Below are 24,207 nucleotides of genomic sequence, written 5' to 3' on the forward strand. Positions count from 1 at the left end.
CAAGCAGATTAGAGCATATGATCTAGAGTTTGTATTGATAGAAGCTATTCTTGATCGTCATAACGGCGAGGCCGTGGATCACGCCGGCGACTATCGGGTGTCGATTGATCCGTTCGTTCCGAACGACGCTGGGATGACTGGTCGGTATTTGAGCTACGCCGGGATGGCGGTTCACGGCGTGCTTGATTACCACCCCGCCCCGCCCCTCGCTCGTCACTCCGGCTGCGCGGCGGGCGCTCCTCACGCCATCCCCGCCCCGACCCCCGCTCGTCACTCCGACTGCGCGGCGGGCGCTCCTCACTACGCTCGCGGGGCACAGACCGCTCTACCCGTTGCGCACGTGGGGCACGTTCTGATGCAACTGGTGATTCGCGCACTGCCTCTGCCGATCCACTCCCACGCCACGCCGCCGGCACAGACTCCCTAGACCGTTCCGGCACCGACCAGCGTGTAGGAATGTGGGCGCGGAGCGCAGCGACCTCTTCGTCGGTTAGATGCCGCCATGCGCGCGGTGGCAAATCACCGAGCTCCAACTCGCCTTCACGCACCCGGATCAGGCGCAGCACCTCATAGCCCAAGAGCTTCGCTACCGCGCGAATCTGGCGTTTACGCCCCTCGCGCAACACAATCCGCACCCAGACCCCCTCCGGCACCGTACCAATCAACTCAACCCACGCTGGCGCCGTCATCTCGCCATCGAGCAACACGCCATTCCGCCAACTCCGCAGCGCATCAGGCGTTAATGCCCGATCTAACAACACCCGATACTCTTTTTCAACCTCAAAGCTCGGATGGGTCAGAGCATGGGCTAGTTCGCCATCATCAGTGAGGAGAATCAACCCTTCACTATCGAGATCGAGTCGGCCAACTGGAAAGACACGCGCCGGCACATCAACGAGATCGACAACTGTTGGACGACCGTGGGTGTCTTCCGCCGTTGAAACCACTCCGGCCGGTTTATGAAGCATAATATAGGTGCGCTTGGCCGGCATCCGCAGTGGCTGACCATCAACCAACACCTCGTCGTGCTCAAGATCAACACGCGTACCGGGTACAGTGACCACCCGGCCATTTACCATCACCCGTCCCGCAGCGATCAATTCTTCACAATCGCGTCGTGAAGCGATGCCGGCGCTAGCCAACACTTTTTGCAATCGTTCAGGACTCACAGATAGCCTTTCTTTCTCATCCAAACCAGACTGTGAATAACGTTCTTTACTCAACGCTCATCATCTTCCCATCGAGAATCTGCCACTGTTCGGGCTAGATGGGAAAGGATACGAACATATTGGGAAACGGGCTTCACAGACCGTAACCAGCATTTGCGCGACGCGGCGAAGAATCAGCTTTTGCCACCGATGGTTGCTAGAAATGACATCAACCATCGTTTGACAGTATACCATACCGATTTTCGCCGCCTGAGTCAGGGTACAATAGAGTTGAACAACCAACAAGCTACCCCTACCAATGGAACAGCAAACCTCCAGTCAACTCTTTCGGCCTTACGTACCCGCAGCCCTGCGCGATGCGCTTGGTGCCGGCCTGCTCCGTCCGGGGCAAGTACAAACCTACCACGCAACCATTCTGTACACTGATTTGAGCGGATTTACCCACTTAACTGCAATCTTTGCCACCCTCCCTGACGGAGCCGAGCGGCTGCATAACATTTTGCGCAACTACTTCGAGACCATGATTGCAACCATTGCCGCCAATGGCGGTGACGTAATCCACATCGCTGGCGACGCCTTCACCGCGTGGTGGCCCAACATCAATGATCCCGCACTCGCTATTCACTGTGGGTATGCGTTGCATAACGCTATCGCCGCCCTTAATCCAATCATAACGCCTGCCGGACCGTATAATCTCGAATTGCGCGTTGGGGTGAGCGTTGGACCAGTCCATCTCGCCTTGGTAGGCATCCCGAATCAAGGCATCCATCCCGTCTTGATCGGCCAACCGATCAACGCAGCGAGTCTGGCCGAACAACAAGCGCAACCGGGCGAGGTGAAATTGCTCATAATGAATAGCCAGCCTGCACCAGTGGTCGAGTATCAACCGCCAATTGATGCACCCATCTTGACGTGGGAACACTTTCTGCCACCGAGCTTTGCCCGCCGCCTCCGCCTCAACACACTCGTGGCCGAATATCGCTGGTGCGTTCCGGTCTTTGCCGCCTTTGATCTGCCTGAAAACCCGATCGAACTGCAACCATTAGTGATGCAAGCGCAATCAGTTGCGATGCGGTGGGGCGGATGGTTGAACGAGATTGAGGTTGGGAACAAAGGCGCCGTTATGGTCTTTCTCTTTGGCGCACCGGTTGCGCACGGCGATGATACTAGCCGCGCAATCGGCTGCGCGCTTGAGCTGCGCGACCGGGGGGTGATTCGGAAAGCGGGCATCACTGTTGGTTCCCTCTTCGTGGGTGAAGTCGGCAGCCGGCTCCGCCGCGTATACACCGCGCAAGGCGAAGATATGAATCTTGCCGCGCATTTCATGGAACATGCCGCCCATGGGGAGATTTTGGTTTCAGGGCGGGTGCGGCAAGACACGGTTGGCCGCTACCGCACCAGCCCGCCGCAACTGATGAGTATCAAGGGGTACGATCGCAATATTCCCGCGGCCACAGTGCTTTCCGATCGCATACGCACTGACGAACGCGGTTCGCATGCGTTGCGTGCCGCCTTGCCCAGTCATATCACCCTGATCGGACGTGCCCAAGAACGTCTGATGATCGATCAGATTATTGATCGATCAAGCTATCACAGCAATATCTTGCTTATCGAGGGCGAGACAGGTATTGGCAAATCAACACTGTTGTACTACCTTAGTTTGGAATGGCTCAAGCGAGGGCGTCACGGCTTTCGGGGCGAATGCCACAGCGGCACTCAAGAACGCCCCCTCCACCCTTGGCGTGCGATTGTTGGCGATTTATGCGACATTGACGATCATGCGCCAATGCATGTGCGCCGCGTGCGCTTGCAACAGGCATTGATCGATCTGCCAACGGCCTTGCCCCATCAAGTAGCCGCGCTAACACGGCTCCTCGACGTGGAAGGATTTCCACCGCCGGCAAAGCTGATCGACCTTGCCCCATTAGTGGTCGAACTACTGTTAAACCGGCTGAAACGCGAACCCATCTTGATCATACTTGAGGATGTCCATTGGGCCGATCCTGAATCGTTACGGTTGCTCCAAAAGATTATCGACACACTGACGCCGCATTTACCGTTGTTAGTCGCACTCTCATATCGCCCCTTGCCGGAACATCTCGTGCCGTTCGTCCAATCATTGCGCCAACTCCCGTTTACAACCTATCATCTGCTCGAGCGGCTGCCGGTCGCCGACCGGGCAAATCTCATTTGCGAACTGATCGGGGTACGCACAATTGACCCTCGTCTTCTTCAGTATCTCGAACGATATGCAGCCGGACAACCGCTCTTCATCAAAGAATATGTGCGACTCTTATTGCAAAAGGGACTGATTGCGATTGAACACGATGAGGCGCGCCTGCTCGGCCCGCTTCCGCACGTCCAACTCTCCAGCTCGGCGATTGGCATTGTGCAAGCTCGGATCGATCAAATGGACGAACGCACCCGTCTGACTTTCAAAGTTGCTGCGGTGATTGGGCGTAGTTTCCCATTCCGCTTGCTACATCACATCCACCCCGCACGTATCAATGAAACCGAACTGCAACACGATTTGGAAACGCTCGCTCGCTATCAACTCATCGAAACCGAGATGGCCGATCCAGAGCCGGTATACCGCTTTAGTTTCGGGATTGCTCACGAAGCCGCCTACACAAGTCTGCTTTTTGCGCAACGGCGCGAACTGCATCAAGCCATTTACCATTGGTATGCGACCGCATATTATGCCGAATTAGCCCAGCGTGAAGCTCCGCTCGCTGTATACGATGTCATTATCCACCATGCGCGGCGTGCCGAACTATGGCCGGAGGTCATTGAGCATTGCCAGCAAGCTGCTCTAATCAGTGCGCGCCGTTCTCTGTTCAACAGCGCGTTACGCTATATCGAACAAGGCATTGGCTTACCGGGCTATGTCGAACGCCGCGCCGAACTCCTTGCCTTGCGGATGTTGCTCAACGATCGCACTGGCAATCATCTGCACCAAAGCGAAGATTTCGCGCTCTTGCAAAGCTTGTTGCGCGAGCGCGATCAACCGCATATCACTGCCATCGCGGCAGTATTACACCTGCGCCACATCCTCATCAGCGGGGCATTACACCTCTTTGATGCGCATCTCACCTACGCCCAAATGCAAGTCGATCGGCTCAGTCACCACAATGCCCTGCTCAGCCGCCTGTTGCAGGCCAACATCTGGCTCATCAAGGCCCAAGGCTTAGCGCTCAAGCGTGAAGAGCGGGAAGCCCTCACCCTCCTCCAACGGGTTGACCGGCTCTGCGCGATGTTGGTGCGCCAATCAACCCCGGATCACGCTGTCGCAAGCCTCATACCCATCGAGAATATCGCCGCGCAAAGCCACGAACTGCAAGGCTGGATCCTCTTTGAAATGGGCACGTTTCAACAGGCGCACCAGCGCTTTCAGCGGGCAAGTGCGCTTGCTCGCACGGCCAATGATTGGATCGTCGAAAATCGCGCATTGATCGGGCTGTGTCACATGATGCTGGCCGGTAATCAGCTCGATGAAGCCGAGCGCCAATTACAGCAGGCATTACACATTGCACGCTCGATTGGTGATCGCTATGGGCAGGTATTAGGGCTGCGCACACAGGCACTCTTGCACGCAAACCGTCAAGATGGCGCGACAGCGCGCAGCCTGATCTGGCAAGCCATCGCCATTGCCAGCAGCTCGCGCATCGCCATTCTCGAAATCGCGCTCGTAAATCAGCTTGAAGGGCTAATCAGCGAGTTGGAACAACGTGATGACATTGCAGAGGATTGAAGACGGGACGGCAACCGGCCTCTTAAACATCACTCTAGGGAAAGAATGCCTGCCACCAACGCTGCCAGTTAGGCGGCGGCGGCGGCAACGGGACAGGAGACGGCACTGCCGCCGGAGCCGTGGCCAGCGCAACCTCCGGCGCCCGTTCCGGCACGATCACGACATCACCCTCACGGGCCAATCCCAGATCGCGCGCCCAAGTTTCTGCCGCGGCATCTGAGCGTTCGTACTCAAGCCGCGCCTCTAGCGCCTGCGTCGTCGCTTGCAAACTGGCCACTTGGTCGTTAGCAGCCGCCAACTCACGCTCAAGATGGCGCGCAATGACCAATTGATTCACTAGATTCACCGCCATCCCGCCAGTCATAATCAGCAGCATCGCAATCAGCGCCAATGAGGCTAGCGTGCGTCCGTTACCGGGAAACGTCGCGACCAGCCAGCGCCGCACCCGACCACGCAGCATTGCCCAACTGCGCCGGAGGCCAATCATGAGAGTTGCAGGTGACGAGGGTTGGCGAGAGCGTGGCATACGAAGGTGTTTGCGCGGGAACGCTAAGCTATGCTTTCCCGCGCGCAATCAACCGCAAGCGTTTACGACTCAGACGATGACCGTGATTCACGGGGCGCTTCCAACAGCAATGGCTCTTCGATATTGGTCGTCATCGAGCTCTGGCCGCGGAAGAGACCACCCGGCTCAATATGCAAGGCAGCAGTGGTAATATCACCCCAGACCTTACCGGTCGGCGAGATTTCCAACTGTTCGAGCGCGGTAATTTGGCCTTTCACCGCGCCTGACACATGCACATTCCGCGCCTTTATTGTCGCAATTACCCGCCCTGTTTCACCAATGATCAGATTGCCGACAACCTCAATATCGCCTTCCACCGCGCCATCGATGCGGACATTACCCTCGGCATTGAGCGTGCCGACAAAGCGAGTATTGGCTCCGATCACCGTCTCTGGCCGGCCATTGACCATTGGTTGCGGTTGAGCGGATTTGCGATTAGTACCAAACATGCGCGCGATCCTCCTCCACATAGCCGGCCACCTGTATCTACAAGCATTTGTACGTAAGAGGCCGGAAGACTGCCCGATCATGATCGGGAAATCGTTGTTGCCATTATAAACGATACTGCCAGTCGGGGCAACGGCTAATTATGGCGCAAGCCGCTCACGCTGCCAACCGGCAGGGGTGCGCGTATAACAGAGCCGGTCGTGCAGACGCGATGGCCGCCCTTGCCAAAACTCAATCCGATCGGGGATCACCCGATACCCGCCCCAAAAGGGCGGGCGCGGCGGTTCTTGCGCGGCAAACCGAGCTGTCACCTCGGCAACGCGCTGTTCGAGTTCGGCGCGGTTGGCAATGGGCCTGCTCTGGGGCGAGGCCCACGCCCCGATCCGACTTTCGAGCGGACGAGTAGCGTAGTAGGCATCCGATTCCTCAGCGCTGATTTGCTCGGCGTAGCCTTCAACCCGCACTTGCCGTTCGAGTTCCGGCCAGTAAAAGACCAATGCCACCGCCGGATGCGCCGCTAACGCCCGCCCTTTGCGGCTCTCGTAATTGGTGAAAAAGACGAAGCCACGCTCATCAATCCCTTTGAGCAAGACCATCCGCGCCGAGGGTCGCCCATCGGGATCAATGGTCGCCAGCGTCATCGCGTTTGGTTCGATAAGGCCAGCTTCAGCCGCCTCGCGCAGCCAGCAGGTAAACTGAGCAATCGGGTCAGTGTCCGCTTCGCTTTCCGATAAGCCGCGTTGCGTGTATTCCTTGCGTAATTCGGCCAGATTCATCAATGTACTCCATTTGCACAAGAACGATGGCTGACATACAATAGCGCCGATGATGAACAACAGCGCCGCGATTTACGTTGCCCATCATGATAACGCTGCCGTTGCGACAGCGCTGGCCGCTATTCTTGCCGAACAGGGATGGATTACGGTTGACCTCCCGCCGCATGCGATTAGCGGCATTATTATGATACCTGATAAAACCTCCCGCCACTTTTTCATTGCGCCCGCCACCCAAGGGTGGGTCGCAATCTGGGAAGATCCCCGCTATTTTGCCGACCGGAATCTTGCCCGCGCCTTGGCGGTCCGGCTGCATACCCGTAGTGTCTGGATTGAAGTCGGCGGCAATGGCGTCAGTTGGGCGCGCGGCTTGTACGACGGCGACACCGTTTGCGAAGAGCGGTTTGAAGCCGTCGAAACCACCTTCTACGGCGAGCGCGGCGTCGTTCATCTCGTCTTTGATCCCGACCCATTGCCCGAAGAATGGATCGGCCAATTAGGGCTACCGTATCCCGAACTCCACTATGAAGCGATTCTGGCTGGCACAATACCGCCAGCCGGGCCACCGTTGCACCTTGCCGTGCAACGTCGCGCCGACGCCGCCCGGTAAGCGGCTATTCTTGGCTAGCGCCACGTACTGCTATGCCGTACACCATTTTAATGATTGCCTCGACCAGCTTCTTTTCCGACTACGGCAACCACGTGCGGATTTTGGAAGAGATCCGCGCTTTGCAACGACGCGGTCACCGGATTGTGCTGGTCACGTACCACAACGGTGATGACATTCCGGGTATCACCATCTATCGCTCATGGGATGTGCCGTGGATCAAGCGCGCTGTCGTCGGTTCATCACGCCACAAGCTCTACCTCGACGTAGGGTTGGGGTGGCGCGCCTTGCGCACCGCCTTACGCATTCGCCCTGACATCATTCATGCCCACACCCACGAAGCCGCTGCGATCGGGTTACCGCTACAACGCTTACTCAACCGGCCCTTGATCCTCGACTATCAAGGCAGTATGACCAGCGAAATGCTCGACCACGGCTTCATCCGGCGCACCAACCCGCTGTTTGTGCCATTGGCCCGGCTCGAACGGATGCTCAACCGTGCCGCCGATGCGGTCATGACCTCAACCCATAACGCGGCCAATCTACTGCGCCGCGACCGCTCGGTGCCGGAAGAACGCCTCTTTACGATTGCTGATGGCGTAGATACCGAACGTTTTCGCCCCTACGACGGCTCGCCGGCATGGGCCGCCCAGCGCGCCGAACTGCGCGCGCAATTGGGTATTCCGCCTGATCGCCGGATCGTTGTGTATATTGGGCTGCTAGCGCCCTACCAAGGCACCAATCTGCTGCTTGAAGTGGCCCAGCAGATGTGTCAGCGCCACCCTGATCTGCACTTTTTGATTATGGGTCACCCTGATCCACAAAGCTACCGCAACCTCGCTGCCAGCTTAGGCATCGCCGATCACGTCACCTTGCCGGGTCGGATCATCTACCGCGATTTGCACAGCTATCTGGCCCTCGGCGAGGTGGCGGTCGCGCCCAAGATGAGCTTGACCGAAGGCAACGGCAAGATCGGCAACTATATGGCTATGGGGTTGCCGACGGTTGCCTTTGATACACCGGTCAACCGTGAGATTCTGGGGCCTTACGGTTTCTACGCCAAACTGGGCAACGCCGCAGATTTCGCCGCTCAGCTCGAGCTTGCGCTGACCAACCGTGAGCTGGCCGCCGAGCGCGCTGCCGGAGCGCGAGCGCGGGCCGTGACCGAATTGTCGTGGGAACGGGCCGCGATTGCGATTGAGGGGATCTATGCTGCTGCCATTGCCCGCCGCCAAAGTGAGGACGACGACGAATGAGCGCAGGGCGTTTATCCGGCAACGGATACACGCCCCACCCGATCACAAAATCTGGCTAAGGAACAGTTTCGTTCGTTCGTTACGCGGATTAGTGAAGAATTGGTCGGGAGTGCCCTCCTCGACAATCTGGCCCTGATCCATAAAGACAATCCGGTCAGCCACTTCGCGGGCAAACCCCATCTCGTGGGTCACGCAAAGCATCGTCATACCGCTGCGGGCCAGCGTCTTCATCACATCAAGCACCTCTTTCACCATTTCAGGGTCAAGCGCTGAGGTCGGCTCGTCGAATAGCATAATCCGCGGTTCCATCGCCAAGGCGCGCGCAATCGCCACCCGCTGCTGCTGGCCGCCAGATAGTTGACCGGGGTATTTGTGAGCCTGCTCACGAATACCCACCCGTTCGAGCAACTCAAAGGCTTTCGCCTCAGCCTCTTTGCGGGTCTTCTTGCGCACCCAGATTGGGGCGAGAGTAATGTTCTGCAAGACCGTGAGGTGGGGAAAGAGGTTAAATTGCTGGAACACCATACCCACTTCACGGCGAATGGCATCAATATTGCGAATATCGTTGGTCATTTCGATGCCATCAACGATAATTCGCCCTTCCTGATGTTCTTCGAGCCGATTGATGGTACGGATGAAAGTGCTCTTGCCGCTGCCGGAAGGGCCGCAGATCACAACCACTTCACCGCGTTTTACCCGCAGACTCACATCCTTCAAGGCATGGAAATTACCGTACCATTTATTAACGTTTTCGCAGATGATAATTGGTTCGCTACTGCCATTTCCGCTCATATATCACATCCTTCGCTCGCAAACAGGGAACAAGCCGCATTAGTGCCGGCTGCGCGCAATTTGATCCTCGATCCGCTTGCTAATGCGCGACATAGTAAAGCTAAACACCCAGTAAATCGCTGCAATGACGAGAAACGTCTCGCGCCACACACCGCCGGGAATGCCCAGCCATTCAGGCTGGCCGACGATATTCTGCGCTGCGCCGAGCAGATCGACAAGACCAATAATGACCACCAATGACGTATCCTTGAACAGCGCAATGAACTGGCCAACCAGCACCGGCACCACTGCGCGCAGCGCCTGCGGCAGCGTAATCAGCAGCGTCGTCTGCACAACGTTCAGGCCTAGCGCACGCGCCGCCTCAACTTGGCCTTTCGGAATCGACTGCAAACCGCCGCGCACATTCTCGGCCAGATACGCTGCGCTGAAGAGCGTCACCGCAATGACAGCCCGCACCAGCGCATCAATGCTCTCGCCGCCGGGAAGAAAGAGCGGCAGCAACAGCGCACCCATAAAGAGCACTGTTACCAGCGGCACCCCGCGGATTAACTCGATATAGAGTACACAGAAGGTGCGGATAACCGGCAACGAGCTGCGCCGGCCCAACGCCAGCAGCACCCCAAGTGGGAACGAGAGCACAATCCCGCTCACGGCAAGAATAAGCGTCAGGATCAACCCACCCCACAGCTTTGTCTCAACCACCGGCAAGCCGATGCCGCCGCGCAAGATCAATATCACAGCCGGGTAAGCCAGCAGCCACGCGATGATCAGCGGCCAGCGCACTTTATTCCCGATGAGACGGGCCACCTGATCACCGCCAACTAGCAATACCGCACAGATAAACATGAAGAGCCAGCCGGGAAGCGAGGTCTGACCGGGCAAATCAGGGAAGGTAAACGCGACAACACCGAGACCAACACTGATCGCTGCGGCACCTAACGCCACCATGCGCACGATACCGCCCCACAAACCTGAACTCAGACCAAGCAACAACATCACCAATGCCATTGCCGCCTGTGGACGCCAAAGCTGATCAACCGGGTACGTCCACGTTAGCAACAGCTTGATATTGGTAAACGCCGCTGGCCAGCCGGGAGCAGTCACCATCCACGAAACAAAGCTCGTCACCGTCTGCACGATGATATAGAGCAACACCACTGTGATAATGACGTTGTACCACGTCGAAAAGAGATTTGTGCGCAACCACTCAATCAAACCGATCTGCTGGCGCGGCGCGCGACGGGAAGTTGGGCGACTAACTTCGGTTGCCACAGGCGTCTCCTTAGCGCTCAACGAGTTGAATGCGGCGGTTGTACCAATTCATAAACAGCGACGTCAGCAGGCTGACCGAGAGGTAACTCGCCATCAACATCAAGATCACCGGAACAGCTTGGCCGGTCTGATTATTTATCGTGCTCGCTACGTAGAACAAGTCAGGATAGGCGATAGCCACTGCCAAGCTGCTGTTCTTGGTCAGGTTCAGATATTGGCTCGTGAGCGGCGGGATAATCACGCGCAGCGCTTGGGGCAGAATCACCAACCGCATCGTCTGGCCGGGGGTTAATCCTAGCGCGCGCGCCGCTTCACGCTGACCTTTACTAACTGCCAAAATACCGCTGCGCACAATCTCGCCGATAAACACAGCGGTGTAGATCACCAAGCCAACCAAAAGAGCGGCAAAACTATTGGTGACGGTAATGCCTCCTACGAAATTAAACCGCTGCAATTCGGGGATGGAGAGGCTCACCGGCCATGCGCCGTAGACGAAATAGGTCGTAAAGAACCCGATGAAGGCCACACCCACGGCAATCAAGAAGGCTTGCGGCATTGCCACGCCGGGCCGGTCGCGGCGGGCAAACTGGATGCGGCGGATCGTGTAATAGATGATTCCGCACGCAATCCCGCCGTACACCCAGACCATCCACGTATCGAAATCGTTGGCCGCCTGCGGCCATGCCAGCGTCGCGCCGCGGTTATGCAGATAGAGCAGGCCGCCAATATCAATACTCTCTTGAATACGGGGGAACAGACGGGTCAGCGAAAACCAGAAGATCAATTGCAAGAGCAACGGCACATTGCGCACAATTTCCACATACACCAGCGCCACATTCCGCAACAGCCAGTTGTCAGAGAGGCGAGCAATGCCAAGAATTAAACCTAGGATGGTTGCAAGAACAATGCCAATACCCGCTACTCGCACCGTATTCAAAATCCCGACCACAAACGCGCGTCCGTATGTCATTGAGGGATCATACGGGATCACGCTTTCGGCGATTGGAAAGCCGGCAGGAACCGACAAAAACGCGAATGTCGGCAACAGATTAGCCTGCCGCAACCCATTCATCATGTTCGAGTAGAGGTACCAGAGCAAAGCTATGACCGCGATTGCAAAGACGATTTGCACGATAATCGCAATAATGCGAGTGTCGCGATAAAACGGAATTGTTCCTTTATCGGAAGGAAGTGGTGGAGAACCAGCCGCCATAGGCTACTCCTTATATGAGAATTATCCAAGTAGAGTAGAAAGCAACCAATAACCTCTCCCAAATTGTCTCAATCATCTTGATTTACAACACAGTAGTACGGTCAACGCTGACCATCGCGAGAGATGATCACGCCTCATCATCAGCCAGCAGCCGCTGTTTTGCGCGGCGTTGCAATGCAACATCTTTTTTTTATTAAAGGGGCGACGTGTTGCGTCGCCCCTCCAATTCACCCCCAAGCGAACCTATCCGCCATAAGCTAGCCGTTCGATGCCTAGCGGAAGGGCGGCGAGTAGAGCAGACCGCCTTCGGTGTAGAGCGCATTCAGACCACGCGGCAGGTTGAAGGGCGTATCGGGGCCGAGGTTGCGATCGTAGATCTCGGCGTAATTACCCACGTGGCGAATAATGCGCACTGCAAAGTCGTTCGACAAACCAATGCCCTTAGCCAGATCGCCTTCAATGCCAAGGAAGCGGCGGATCTCAGGTACGTCGCTACTGAGAAAATCATTCACATTTTGCGACGTAATGCCATATTCCTCAGCTTGGAAGGTCGCAAACACAATCCAGCGCACGGCGTCGAACCACTGCGCATCACCCTGCCGGACGGCTGGGCCAAGCGGTTCCTTCGACATTGTCACTTCAAGAATCTTGTGATCAGCCGGGTTGCTAAGCAAAGTCAAGCTCGAAATCAAGCCCGACTTGTCGGTAGTGAAACCATCACACTGGCCGGCATCATACGCAGCGCGGGTCGAGTCGCCATCTGGGAAGACCACCGGCGTAAAGGTGAGACCACGGGCGCGGAACTGGTCGGCCAAGTTCAATTCGGTGGTAGTGCCAGTCTGGACACAAATAGTCGCACCGTCCATATCCTCCAGCGTCTCGATGCCGCTGTCTTTGCGCACCATCATGCCTTGGCCGTCGTAGAACGTCGTCGGCGCCCAGTCGAGGCCAAGATTGCCATCGCGGCCCAACGTCCACGTACTATTGCGGATCAGCACATCAATTTCGCCGGTCTGCAAGGCGGTAAAGCGCTCTTGGGCGCTAAGCGGACGATACTCAACCTTGTCCGGATCGTCGAACAACGCCGCAGCAATTGCGCGGCAGAAATCGACATCGAAACCACGGCGGACACCAGCCGTATCGACGGTGGCGAAGCCGGGCAGCGGATTATTGTTGACACCGCAGATCAGCGTGCCACGGGCCAGAATCCGCTCAATCTGACCGCCGGCTGCGGGTTGGGCAGGCGTGCCGCCGGCAGGCGCTGCGGTCGCAGCAGGTGCAGCGGTCGGCGCCGGTGCAGCAGTCGGCTGCTCAGGAGCCGTGGTGGCCGGTTGGGCCGGCGCTGTGGTGGGCGACTGCTGAGCTTGGCCGCCGCAGGCAGCCAATATCAAGCTAAGCAAACCGGCCAGAACTAGGGTGATGTGTTTACGCATGTCCTCTCCTATACAATCTGATACGGTTGCGCGCTCACGCCGGACCTTCCGGCGCTGCGAACCGTGCGGTCCCTTTGGAAATGAGGCGAACTGGCCCCACGCGGCATCGTTGCGCTACATTGACTTCATGTCGTTCGGATTGGGAGAATGATACCATGATTTGCCAGAGTGTGCAAATTGTGTCAGGGTTGCACAGGATCAAGCGATATGGCGGTGACCAACCTACGCTGCGCCTCTGAATCCGCTTTGGCGTTGAACCAGTCGGATGCGCAACCGGTCATCAATTTCGCGCGTCGGCATCGGCGGGAGCCGCACGGCCGTGCGGTGCTACAATGGGAACGATTGTAAATCGTGACCAACCTGCGCTACGCCCCTGAAGCCGCCTGCGGCCACCTCGGCCAACGCCTGCGCGACCGGCATTGTCCAGCGCGGACTGAAATGCACCAACACCAGTTGGCGCACTCCGGCGGCAGCGGCTACCGCACCGGCTTGACGCGGGGTGGTGTGACCGGCCAACGGCTCAGCAACCGTCGCCTCGTGAATCAGGAGATGCGCACCGGTGGCCAGTTCGGTCACTGCTGGGCATGGCTCGGTATCAGCCGAGTAGCACACCGCCGGCAACGATGGCACGGTAAAACGCAGGGCAATGCATGGCCGGCTATGCGCGGTTAACGCCGTCGCTATCTCTAAACCATCCGTCAGAAGCAGCCGGTCGCTAGCGGCGATCGGTCGCCATTCCGCCAGATCCGCCCATTCTTCCAAACCTGCTGCTAGCACGTACTCACGCGCTAGTTCGAGGGTTGGCGCGAGGCCGTAGACCGGCAGCGGCTCGGTGCGCCCGCCTAAACGCAGGCTGAATAGTAACGCCGGCAGACCATTGACGTGATCGCAGTGGCTGTGGGTGAGAATGACACCCTGTAAGGTTTGCGGGTCAATCCCCGCCGCCAATAAACGGCGGTAGCTCTCGCCGCCAACATCAACCAGCAACGACCCTCCCGGCCCGTCCCAAACTAGATGGGTATAAGCGCGATCGGGATCGGGCAAGCCGGTGCCAGTGCCGAGCAAAACAATCCGTGCGTTCATCATAGGGTTGTCCTTATGGCTTACTCCTCATCAATCGGCACAAGCCGCTTGCGTAAGGCATAAATCGCCACTTGTGTGCGATCAGCTAAGTGGAGCTTTGAGAGAATGTTGCTGATGTGGGTTTTAACCGTCTTTTCCGAGACGATCAGTGTATCGGCAATCTCCTTGTTTGACATGCCCTTAGCGACTAACCGCAACACATCCATCTCGCGTGGGGTTAGTTGCTCGACCGGCGCTTCGTTGGGGCGCGGTGTGTTGAACTCTTGCATTAACTTGGCCGCGACATCGGGATGCAAGACGGCTTCGCCGCGGCAGGCGGCACGGACGGCATGGGCCAGCTCTTCCGGTGAAATATCTTTGAGCAGGTACGAGATAGCGCCGGCTTTGATCGCCGGAAACACTTTATCATCGTCGGCAAAGCTGGTCAGTACTATTACCTGAGACGAGGGACTGACCGCTTTGAGCCGGCGGGTGGTCTCGACGCCATCAATGCCGGGCATGACTAAATCCATCAGCACAACATCGGGCAAGAGCTCGCGGGCTAGTTCCACCCCCTCTTCACCGCTGCCCGCTTCGCCGACCACCTCGATGTCGGGTTGCAGTTCGAGGAAATCGCGCAAGCCTTGACGCACGACGCGATGATCATCAATCAACAGCACGGTTATTTGTTCCATCAGCCGGCCTCCTGCGGAATGAATAAGCTAAGGAATGGCGGCGCCATGTACCATCAGCTTGCGCCGACCACGTATTGCTTGGTATGACCTAATATCGGGTAGTCTCTAGATACTTGACCCTTACCCCCCCTCTTCGTTCGCACGCGGGGGAAGAGGGAGCTTCCCGATTCTGAAACGTACCATCCCCTCCTCCCACTCCCTACTCACTCCCCGCATTCCGCCCGCGTAGCGGTACCACCACCTCGATCTCAGCGCCCGCACCGGGATGCGAATAGACAGCGAAAGTACCGCCAAGTTCGGCAGCCCGTTCGCGCATGCTGAGCAAACCGAGATGGCGACCTTCACCCGAAGGTCGCGCGGCGGGGTCGAAGCCTTGCCCGTCATCGATCACACGAATGCGCACCTGATCGGCAGTAAATTCGAGGTGAATCTGGACATTACGGGCCGCGGCGTGTTTGACGATATTGTTGAGCGCTTCTTGCACAATCCGAAACAGCGGCTGTTCCATACCACGAGCATAGCGCTCATCGCCGATCACGTTCAGCTCGATCCGTAGTCCTTCGCGATGGGCCAAATGCTGGGCATGTTGTTGAATAGCGGCTACCAACCCCTGATCGCGCAACGCTGGCGGGCGCAATTGAAAAATGAGCGCGCGCATTTCGGCCAACGCAGCAGTAGCCGTCTCTTGCAGCCGGTCGAGCAAAGCTGGCACGCGGGCCGGATTCCGCTCAAACTGGGCGCGGGCTGCTTGAGCCGTCAGAGTCATGCTAAAGAGTTGCTGGCTGACGCTATCGTGCAACTCGCGGGCCAAACGGTTGCGCTCTTCGAGCGCCGCCGCCTGTTGAGCGCGTTGGTACAGCCGGCCATTCTCAACTGCACCAGCCAGCATATCGGCCACCGTTTCGAGCACCGCTGCATCCTCAGCGGTCAAGCCAGCCGGTTGCGGCGATTCGATATTTAGAACTCCTAAGGTTTTTCCATTAGCGATCAAGGGCACACACAACTCTGAACGAATATCGAGCCGCTCGCTCAAACCGAGATAATCGGCTTCGCTGGCCACATCTTCGGCGCGCACAATGCGCCCGCTGCGCGCAGCCCGCCCCACCAAACCGAGATTGATGTGTTGGCGATAGCCCACCCGCGAGGGCGCATACTGGCCGGCGGAAGCAACGAGCACCAACTCGCTGGCATCATCTTCAAGCAAGAACAGATCGACTTGCGGGTAGCCAAAACCTTGCTGAATACGCTGGGTAGCCAGCGGTAACGATTCGCGCAGATCGAGTGTAGCGGTGACGATGCGTGCAATCGAATTCAGCACCGCCAATTGGTCGGCGCGGCGCTGCACTTGCGCCGCCAACTGCTGCGACTCGGCGTAGAGCTGGGCGCTGACAATTGGCCCGCTGACCTGCGCGGCAATCGCTTCGAGCAGATCGACATCTTCATCGCTAAATGCACCGGCGCGGCGGCTTACCACACTCAGGACGCCGATGACCCTGCCGCCACTACGCAATGGCGCAATCACGCACGAGGCCACCTCTGGCCCGAACATCAACGCCTCGCGTGTGGCTGTCCGGCAATCGTCAATCACGAACGGTTGGCCGCTCTGCGCTACCCATGCCAACATTCCATCGAGCAATGGCAATCGTTGGCCAACCATGTCTGCCAACGATGGCGATGCCGCAGCGACGAGCAGGTCGTTGGTTTCATTGAGCAGCGCCACTACACCGCCGCCGAACGCCGCAGCCAATCGATCAACGGTCTGGCGCAAGATGACCTCAAGATCAAGGGTCGCGCCGACAGCGCGCCCCAATTCGGCCAATAGTTGCTCTTTCGCCAACAGACGAGCGCTGCGCTCAGCCAGCCGCACGTTTTCCACCGCCAGCGCCGCTTGGCGTGCAATCGCTTCGACCATCCGCACCGTTGCCAGATCGGGCGGCTGCGGCCACGCAATCACGATCACCCCGATGAGCCGCTCGCCACGCCCCCGCAATGGCGTCAGCAACGCTGCCGCCGGCGCAATGGCTACTGTGTCAGGTACACTGGCAGGCAAGGCCTCAGCCGGAACGAGGTACGAATAACTGAGCCGGTATTCGGGCCGCAACAAGGGCTGGTACAGCACTGGCTCAACCGGCGCGGCCTGTAACTGTTCGGCAAACTGTAGAGCGACGCCGGCGAAGGCGACGGCGTGCAGTGTATCACTTTCATCATCGCGCAGCCGCGCATAGACGCAAGGACTGCCAACAATTCGCCGCAGCGTCTCCACCACTTCGCCAAGCAAACCTTCCGGCGAGTCATCGGCGCGCAGTGCATCGCCAAACGCCAGCCAGTCGCCGAGCGGGAGTGATTGGTTTGCGGCTGTAGGATGCGAAGCGCCAGTCATAGTTGTTGCTCGTAACGTTTGGCAGCTCCCCTCTCAACACCCCGCTGAGGGAGAGTTTTATGCCCCCTCCCAGCCTCCCCCGCTGGGGGAGGAGGGGGCAGAACCCATAAGCGCAAATGTGGTTGATGGCGTTGCGATGCGCCAGTTCACCCTCGCTCCCAGCCCCTCTCTCACTGGCGTGGGAGAGGGGAGCGTAGCACCGGGCGTTGAGGCATCGCACAGCGATTAACGGTTATGATCGACCACATGTTCTGTCTACCCTTAACCCGCTACGGGGAGGGGTATTTATGTATTTGCATTGTCGCACATACCGGCACTGATTACAACTCACGCTCATCGGCTTCGCTGGTCTCAATCGGCGACTCGCCGCGCCCGATCAGAATCGGGCCAAATAACGATATCTGCTCGACCACAATCGCGCGCCGCTTGAGCAATTCCAACATCGCCCAAAACGATACGATCACCTCTTCGGGGGTTGGTTGCGCGGTAAGCAGATCGCTAAAATCGAACCATGCCGCGTGTTCGAGACGGGCGCGAATGCGCGCAGCGACTTCAGCTACGGTCAGACGAGGCACCAGCACGATCCGTTCTTCCGGTTCGAGTGGCAACTGCAACTGAGCGCGGCGGGCCAGCGCCTGCAACAGATCGGCGACGCGGTAGCTGGATGGGGGCGGAGCGATCGTGAGCGGCGGCGGCGCAACCCGGACGAAGGTGCTGCGTCCGCTCTCGTGCCAAACGCGCAGCAGCTCGGCGGCTCGCTTAAAGCGTCGGTACAACTCAAGTTGGGCAGCCAACTGCTCGGCATCTTCATCAACCGGCGCTGCCGGCGCGCTCGGCGAACGGGGCAAGAGCGCGCGCGACTTAATCAGCACCAGACGAGCAGCCAAACTCACAAACTCGGCCAGCTCGTCCGGTTCGACCGCTTCCAGCGCGCGCACATGAGCCAGATACTGGTCGGTCACTTGCGCCAGCGCGATGGTAGTGATATCGAGTTCGGCCCGTTCGATCAGGCGGAGCAGTAGATCAAGCGGGCCGGTGAAGACAGGTAACGTAATTTCGTAGGGCATAATGCTTGGTACAAACGCAAGACGCGAAGATTTTTTATCATTATGGCAAAATTATGTTAAGCTACACAATCATCCCTTTGCGCCTTTGCGTTCCCCACCCCTTCGCGCCCTGCTAGTTCTGCTCGTCAGCCCACTGCAAGCGGGCAGCACGACCGGTCGGATGCGGATCGTGATAATGACGGATCGTCTCAACAATTTCGGGTGGAGACCCGGCCGCTGCCGCCATCCGCGCGCCGCGGGCAGCATGCTCGGCATAGACGGCGATTGCCGGCACGAGCCGGGCGGCAATCAGATAAAGCGCCGGCCAGCGCTTGAGGATTGTCGCCAGCACATACCAGCCGAGCGCCATCGGGCGGCCTGCATCATCAACCTTGCCGCAATCGTGGTAAAGCGCCGCGCGCAACAACAACTCATCACGCTCGCCGGCGGCGATCAGTGTGTGGTAGACATCGAGACAGTGGCGCTGGTCGTAGAGCGGCATCTGCCAAAACAATTGTTGTTCGGCTGGAGTCAGCAATTGCGCAACCAGCTCATATTCGGCGGGTGAAACTTCGGCACGCAAGGCGTTGCGAAGTTGGCGAATGCGGTATGATACAGACATGAGACGATCGCTTGTTGCCATTGATGGTTATCATCGGCGAAGCATTATACCGCCGGAAGTGACACCGGCGCAATTGGCCCGCTTCGCTTGAAAGAGTCGCAGAGGATACAGAGGAACGCAGCATGAGTACGTGACCCGCTGCGCTCAGCGGTGCAACTGATTGTACCATGGTAGAATGAGACTATGAGACACGCTATCATCTTGCTCAGCTTCATCTTCATCCTTGCTGCCTGCACTGGCACACCGCAAGTCAACCAACCACTCGTGGTTGGCGAAACACCAATCGCATCTGAGAGCAAACTCATCGACACCAAACCAGACTGGGCCGCCATTCCCGGCGAGAAAGCGCCCGATTTCAGCTACACACTGGCCGATGGCACCTACAAATTGAGCGATCTACGTGGCAAGCCGGTGATCGTCAACTTTTGGGCCACGTGGTGCTTGCCTTGCATCGAAGAGATGCCGGAATTTGAGGCAGCCCGCCGCACGAATCCCGATCTGGTGATTCTGGCGGTCAACCGTAATGAGTCGACCGAAGCGATCGCCGCCTTCGCGCCGAAAGTAGGGGTCAGCTTCCCCCTAATCACCGATCGCGACGGCACCATTGGTGAGCGGTACGGCGTGACAAATTTACCGACTACCTTCTTTATTAATCGCGATGGTACTATCGCTGCCCGCCACCTTGGCGCGTTAACCGCCGTGCGGCTGGCCGAGCGATTAGCGGAGGTTCGATGAGCGAACGTTCTCCTGATGAGATTCTCCGTATGGCGCAAGAGCGGATTGCGGCGCGGAAGGAGGCTGGGAGGCGGCCTATTCCGTGGGGGCCAATCTTTCTCGGTAGCTTCAGCGCGCTGCTGATAGCCCTGCTCTTTAGCCCCGGTATGCCGCTGGAATGGAAGATGTACGCGGTAGTGCATGGCATTTGCGCCCAGCAGCACAACATCTTTGTCGGCGGGTTGCAATTTCCGCTCTGCGCGCGCAACAGCGGCATCTATCTGAGCTTTATGCTCACCTTCCTCTATCTGTACGCAATCGGGCGCGGGCGGGCCGGTAAGATTCCGCCGTGGCCGATTGCGCTGACGCTGGTGGCTTTCGTCGGTATTATGGCGGTTGACGGCTTCAATTCGCTCCTCCTTGATCTAGGGCTGCCCAACTGGTACCAGCCCGACAACTTTTTGCGCACCCTCACTGGGATGGGCATGGGGATCACGATTGCCAGCGCGTTGCATATCGTGCTCAATAACACCCTACGCCAAAATGTCGATCCGCACCAGCCGATCTTTGCCAATTGGTGGGAACTGCTCGGCATTATCGTCATTGATCTGTTGGCGCTGGCCGCTATCTACGGCAATCTCGGCATCACCTTCTGGCCGCTGGCATTCCTCGCCTTCTTCGGCATTCTCGGCGTGCTCTATTTGGTCTGTTTACTGCTGACCAGCCTGTTTATGGGCTATGAAGGCAAAGTGACGAGTCTGCGCCAACTGGCTGGCCCGGCGACGATTGCACTGTTCCCAACGCTTTTGATCGCAGGCGCGATGTCGTGGTTGCGGTTCTGGATGGAGAGTATGGGGTTGATTCTGTAAACGCAAAGGAGCGGGGATGGTAAAACGCAAAGGCGCAAAGGTTTTATGATAGGGAGCAGAAGAACGGATGGGCGTGATCTCCCTTTACCCAATACCCCTTTGCGATCTTAGCGCCTTTGCATTAAATATAATACATCACTGCCCCATCATGACTACGCTTGCGCTGACAAAGATCATCGAGCGTCATCGAGGCCAAGCGCTGCTCGATGGCCGCACGCAATTCACTCCAGACTTCATCGATCAGTGACCGATCAAACGGCTCGGTAGGTTGTAAGTCGTCACGACCACTCTCAGCCGGCAAGATCGGCCCCTCTAGCACCGTCAGCGCTTCAAGCAACGTGATCGTCTCGGGGGAACGAGCAAGGAGATGACCACCTTGCGGCCCGCGCAGACTCTCAACCAACCCCGCCCGGCGCAGCGTGATTAGCAGTTGGTTGAGGTAATTGACCGGAATCCCCTGTCGGCCAGCGATAGCTTCGCTCTGGATCGGCCCCTCGCCATAGCGCTGCGCCAAATCAAATAGCGCGCGCAACCCGTAGTCTCCTTTGCTCGAGATGCGCATTGTTGCCTCCATAGTCAAGTAGATCACTTAACATTGTAGCAATAAGGGCAACGGGCGTCAAACAGGGCAATCAGTCCCCCTTATTGTTTGCATGCTACGTTAGCGTGAACAACGGCTTTCACCCGCTCACCCAGCCCTCTGAACGCACCTGCCATTGCTCTCGCGGTATCGGACTCTCACCATTACTAACGTTATCTCGCCCTATCTTCATCTCTCATCAAGCATTCACCACAAGTTTTCTCTCGACCAACATCCGCACAAGCAGCCCGCGCAGCGCGCGTCACACCCTCTCGCCTAGCTCTTTCAGACCGGGGATACAGGCCGGGCAAAACATGCTAATCCTGCCCCTTCCCCAATTCGCTCAACTTGTGGTATGATACGCTTATTCCATGACGCAGTGCGTCTAAACACACGGTTACGAATATGCAACCGCGTGACAAGCGCACGAGAGTCCGCAATGGAGAGACATGGTCAAGGAGGACCCAATGACCTATCAGATCAAGCGAGTTGGCGTGATCGGCGCCGGGACGATGGGGGCCGCGATCGCTGCGCTGGTCGCCGGTACCGGGATTCCGGTATTGTTGCTCGATGTGCCGCCCACCTCACTCACCGCCGAGGAGGAAGCAAAAGGCTTGACCCTCAGCCATCCGCAGGTGCGCAACCGAATTGTGCAGCAGGGATTTGAGCGTATGCGCAAAGCACGCCCATCTAATCTCTACAGCGAGCGCAGCGCCGAACTGATTACGCTGGGCAATACGGAAGACGATTTTCACCGGCTGGCTGAATGCGATTGGATCGTCGAGGCAATTGTCGAGCAGATCGGCCCCAAGCAGGCGTTGATGGCGCGACTAGAGAAGGTGCGGAGTCCGAACGCAATCGTCACTACGAATACCTCCGGCATCCCAATCCGGATCATCGCCGAAGGCCGCAGCGAGGCCTTCCGCCGCCACTTCTTCGGCAGCCACTTCTTCAATCCGCCCCGTTATCTGCGCCTGCTCGAAATCATCCCCGGCGACGAGGCCGATCCGGCAGTGGTCGCTGCCTTCCGCCGCTTCGCTGAAGAGCGGCTGGGCAAGGGGGTGGTGATCTGCAAAGACCGGCCCAACTTTATCGGCAACCGCATCTTTGTGTATGCCGGGCAGGTGCTGCTCAATTTCGCTCTCGAACATGGCTATCAGGTGGAAGAGGTCGATGCGCTGACCGGTCCGCTGATTGGGAGGCCTAATACGGCTAGCTTCCGCTTGCTCGATCAAGTTGGGATCGACGTGATGGCTTACGTGGCCAGTAATCTGTACGACGCCATCCCCGCTGACGAGAGCCGTGAGGTGTACCGTCACAACGATCTATCGCGGCGGATGGTCGCCGCTGGCAAGTTGGGCAAGAAGGTTGGGCAAGGCTTCTACAAAGAGGTCAAGCGCGACGGTAAGCGCGAGTTTTGGCCGCTCGATTTGCAGACGCTCGAGTATGTGCCGCCGCAAGGTACCACATCGGTTGATGAACTGATCGCCTCAGCGCGCAAGATCAAACCGTTGCCCGACCGGCTACGCTTTATCCTCGACCGAGCCGAAACCGGCGATCGCGGCGCGAAGCTGGTGGCAGCGGCGATCTACCCGATGATGGCGTATGCCGCCCGCCGCTTGCCCGAAATTGCCGATAGCGTGGCCGATGTTGATAACGCGATGCGTTGGGGATTCGCCCACGAAATGGGGCCATTCCAGCTTTGGCAGGCGATGGGCATCGCTGAAACCGCAGAGCGCATGCGCACCTTTGGCGAGAGTCTGCCGGCGTGGGTTGATCAGCTTATCGCTGCTGAAGGCCGTTTCTACGGCGAGGTAGATGGCACGCCAGCGGCGTACAATGTCGCTACCGGCCAACTCGAACCAATCGCGCGCGATCCGCGCGCCATCGATCTGGCTGCGCTCAAGACTGCCGGACGCGAGCTGTTTGGCAATGAGAGCGCCAGCGTGATCGATCTCGGCGATGGCGTGCTCTGCTACGAGCTGCACTCGAAGGCCAATACCATCGGTGGGCAAGCGGTTGAGGTGCTGATCAAGGCCCTCGATGAACTTGAGCAGGGGCCGTGGGTAGGTATGGTCGTCGGCAACCAAGGCCCGCGCTTCTCGGCTGGTCTCGATCTGAACGACGTTGGCGCGGCGGTGATGGCCGGCGCATGGGACGACATCGACGAGTATGCGGCGTTGGTGCAGCAGACCTTCCGCCGTATGCGCGATAGCGCCAAGCCGATTGTCAGCGCGCCGTTCGGCCAGACGCTGGGTGGCGGGGTTGAGTTGTCAATGCACAGCGCGGCGGCGGTGGCTGCCGCCGAAACCTACATGGGATTCGTTGAGTTTGGCGTCGGTGTCATTCCAGCGTGGGGCGGCTGCACCGAGATGAACCGGCGGATTATCGCTACGGCGGCGCGGAGCGGCAACGATCCGCTCAAAGCCTTCCAGCAGGTGTTTGAAACGATTGCGCTGGCGAAGGTCGCCACTAGCGCCCACGAAGCGAAGGAGTTGGGCTTGCTGCGCCCAACCGACCGGATCGTCTTCAACCCCGATTATCTGATTGGCGAGGCCAAGCGTGAAGTGCTGCGGCTAGTGGCCGATGGTTATACACCGCACATCACCGCTAAGCCGTGCTACGCGCTTGGCCGCGATGGGTTGGCGGCGGCGCGGATCGCGATTTACCAGATGCGCGAAGGCGGCTTTGCCACCCCCTACGATGCGGTGCTGGCCGAGAAACTGGCGTATGTCTTGTGCGGCGGCGAATTGAGCAGCGCGCAGTGGGTTGACGACGTATACATGCATAACCTTGAGCGAACGACAGTGATTGAGCTGTTGAAGGACGAGCGCACCCAAGCTCGCGCTCGCTACATGCTCGAACACGGCAAGCCGCTCCGGAATTAAAGCCGCAGAGAGGGCAACGACGCAGAGGATGATACGCGCAAAGGCGCAGAGGAAGGTAAACGCAAAGGCGCAA

General features: G+C 58.1%; 20 protein-coding genes. 6 read left to right on the plus strand and 14 right to left on the minus strand.

Annotation, left to right across the window (positions count from 1 at the left end):
- Window positions 1-44 precede the first annotated feature (44 nt).
- Window positions 45-1,169, minus strand: a complete 1,125-nt coding sequence (locus tag Q1A00_RS10510; protein WP_299756663.1) for a pseudouridine synthase — start codon at window positions 1,167-1,169, stop codon at window positions 45-47.
- A gap of 298 nt (window positions 1,170-1,467) precedes the next feature.
- On the opposite strand from Q1A00_RS10510, the gene Q1A00_RS10515 reads away from it, so the two are divergent.
- Window positions 1,468-4,920, plus strand: a complete 3,453-nt coding sequence (locus Q1A00_RS10515) for an adenylate/guanylate cyclase domain-containing protein (RefSeq protein ID WP_299756666.1) — start codon at window positions 1,468-1,470, stop codon at window positions 4,918-4,920.
- Window positions 4,921-4,954: 34 nt separating this feature from the next.
- On the opposite strand, the gene Q1A00_RS10520 is transcribed toward Q1A00_RS10515, so the two are convergent.
- The 3 genes from Q1A00_RS10520 to pdxH form a co-directional block, all read right to left on the minus strand.
- A complete protein-coding gene (locus tag Q1A00_RS10520) occupies window positions 4,955-5,407 on the minus strand; it encodes a septum formation initiator family protein (protein WP_298403513.1) in 453 nt (150 codons plus the stop codon).
- A gap of 101 nt (window positions 5,408-5,508) precedes the next feature.
- On the minus strand, window positions 5,509-5,934 hold the full coding sequence (locus tag Q1A00_RS10525) for a polymer-forming cytoskeletal protein (protein ID WP_298403514.1): 426 nt from the start codon (window positions 5,932-5,934) through the stop codon (window positions 5,509-5,511).
- Between the two features lie 138 nt (window positions 5,935-6,072).
- Window positions 6,073-6,711, minus strand: a complete 639-nt coding sequence (gene pdxH / locus Q1A00_RS10530) for a pyridoxamine 5'-phosphate oxidase (RefSeq protein WP_366144837.1) — start codon at window positions 6,709-6,711, stop codon at window positions 6,073-6,075.
- A 46-nt stretch (window positions 6,712-6,757) separates the two neighbouring features.
- Here pdxH and Q1A00_RS10535 point away from each other — a divergent pair, with 46 nt between their 5' ends.
- Together Q1A00_RS10535 and Q1A00_RS10540 are read left to right on the plus strand one after the other, a co-directional pair.
- Window positions 6,758-7,315 carry a hypothetical protein gene (locus Q1A00_RS10535; protein ID WP_298403519.1) on the plus strand — a complete coding sequence of 186 codons (558 nt, stop codon included), beginning with the start codon at window positions 6,758-6,760 and terminating at the stop codon, window positions 7,313-7,315.
- A 32-nt stretch (window positions 7,316-7,347) separates the two neighbouring features.
- Window positions 7,348-8,568, plus strand: a complete 1,221-nt coding sequence (locus Q1A00_RS10540; protein ID WP_298403521.1) for a glycosyltransferase family 4 protein — start codon at window positions 7,348-7,350, stop codon at window positions 8,566-8,568.
- 42 nt (window positions 8,569-8,610) lie between these two features.
- On the opposite strand, the gene Q1A00_RS10545 is transcribed toward Q1A00_RS10540, so the two are convergent.
- From Q1A00_RS10545 to Q1A00_RS10585, 9 genes are all read right to left on the minus strand, one after another.
- Window positions 8,611-9,360 (minus strand): amino acid ABC transporter ATP-binding protein, encoded by a 750-nt coding sequence (locus Q1A00_RS10545; protein ID WP_298403522.1) that lies wholly within the window; start codon window positions 9,358-9,360, stop codon window positions 8,611-8,613.
- Between the two features lie 39 nt (window positions 9,361-9,399).
- Window positions 9,400-10,632 carry an amino acid ABC transporter permease gene (locus Q1A00_RS10550; protein ID WP_298403524.1) on the minus strand — a complete coding sequence of 411 codons (1,233 nt, stop codon included), beginning with the start codon at window positions 10,630-10,632 and terminating at the stop codon, window positions 9,400-9,402.
- A gap of 10 nt (window positions 10,633-10,642) precedes the next feature.
- Window positions 10,643-11,845 (minus strand): ABC transporter permease subunit, encoded by a 1,203-nt coding sequence (locus Q1A00_RS10555; protein WP_298403527.1) that lies wholly within the window; start codon window positions 11,843-11,845, stop codon window positions 10,643-10,645.
- 272 nt (window positions 11,846-12,117) lie between these two features.
- Window positions 12,118-13,278 carry an amino acid ABC transporter substrate-binding protein gene (locus Q1A00_RS10560; protein WP_298403529.1) on the minus strand — a complete coding sequence of 387 codons (1,161 nt, stop codon included), beginning with the start codon at window positions 13,276-13,278 and terminating at the stop codon, window positions 12,118-12,120.
- A gap of 327 nt (window positions 13,279-13,605) precedes the next feature.
- Window positions 13,606-14,364, minus strand: coding sequence for an MBL fold metallo-hydrolase (locus Q1A00_RS10565; protein WP_299756674.1), 759 nt, complete (start codon window positions 14,362-14,364; stop codon window positions 13,606-13,608).
- A gap of 17 nt (window positions 14,365-14,381) precedes the next feature.
- On the minus strand, window positions 14,382-15,035 hold the full coding sequence (locus Q1A00_RS10570; RefSeq protein WP_298403533.1) for a response regulator transcription factor: 654 nt from the start codon (window positions 15,033-15,035) through the stop codon (window positions 14,382-14,384).
- Between the two features lie 199 nt (window positions 15,036-15,234).
- Window positions 15,235-17,415 (minus strand): GAF domain-containing protein, encoded by a 2,181-nt coding sequence (locus Q1A00_RS10575; RefSeq protein WP_298403535.1) that lies wholly within the window; start codon window positions 17,413-17,415, stop codon window positions 15,235-15,237.
- A 320-nt stretch (window positions 17,416-17,735) separates the two neighbouring features.
- Window positions 17,736-18,482 carry a ScpA family protein gene (locus Q1A00_RS10580; protein ID WP_298403538.1) on the minus strand — a complete coding sequence of 249 codons (747 nt, stop codon included), beginning with the start codon at window positions 18,480-18,482 and terminating at the stop codon, window positions 17,736-17,738.
- Between the two features lie 112 nt (window positions 18,483-18,594).
- Complete coding sequence (locus Q1A00_RS10585) at window positions 18,595-19,083, minus strand: HDIG domain-containing metalloprotein (protein WP_298482197.1); 489 nt, start codon at window positions 19,081-19,083, stop codon at window positions 18,595-18,597.
- A 183-nt stretch (window positions 19,084-19,266) separates the two neighbouring features.
- Between Q1A00_RS10585 and Q1A00_RS10590 the strand changes: the two genes are divergently transcribed.
- Window positions 19,267-19,818: a TlpA disulfide reductase family protein gene (locus tag Q1A00_RS10590; RefSeq protein WP_298403542.1), complete on the plus strand. Its 552-nt coding sequence runs from the start codon at window positions 19,267-19,269 to the stop codon at window positions 19,816-19,818.
- Window positions 19,815-20,666, plus strand: coding sequence for a DUF2085 domain-containing protein (locus Q1A00_RS10595; protein WP_298403544.1), 852 nt, complete (start codon window positions 19,815-19,817; stop codon window positions 20,664-20,666). Before Q1A00_RS10590 ends, Q1A00_RS10595 begins: the two co-directional genes overlap by 4 nt.
- A gap of 121 nt (window positions 20,667-20,787) precedes the next feature.
- Here the strand turns inward: Q1A00_RS10595 and Q1A00_RS10600 are convergent, their stop codons facing one another.
- Window positions 20,788-21,228, minus strand: coding sequence for an Rrf2 family transcriptional regulator (locus Q1A00_RS10600; RefSeq protein WP_298403547.1), 441 nt, complete (start codon window positions 21,226-21,228; stop codon window positions 20,788-20,790).
- A gap of 485 nt (window positions 21,229-21,713) precedes the next feature.
- On the opposite strand from Q1A00_RS10600, the gene Q1A00_RS10605 reads away from it, so the two are divergent.
- Window positions 21,714-24,134, plus strand: coding sequence for a 3-hydroxyacyl-CoA dehydrogenase/enoyl-CoA hydratase family protein (locus Q1A00_RS10605; RefSeq protein ID WP_298403550.1), 2,421 nt, complete (start codon window positions 21,714-21,716; stop codon window positions 24,132-24,134).
- The last annotated feature ends 73 nt before the right edge of the window (window positions 24,135-24,207 follow it).

The organism is uncultured Chloroflexus sp. (assembly GCF_938091255.1).
In the GTDB taxonomy this organism is placed as follows: Bacteria; Chloroflexota; Chloroflexia; order Chloroflexales; family Chloroflexaceae; genus Chloroflexus.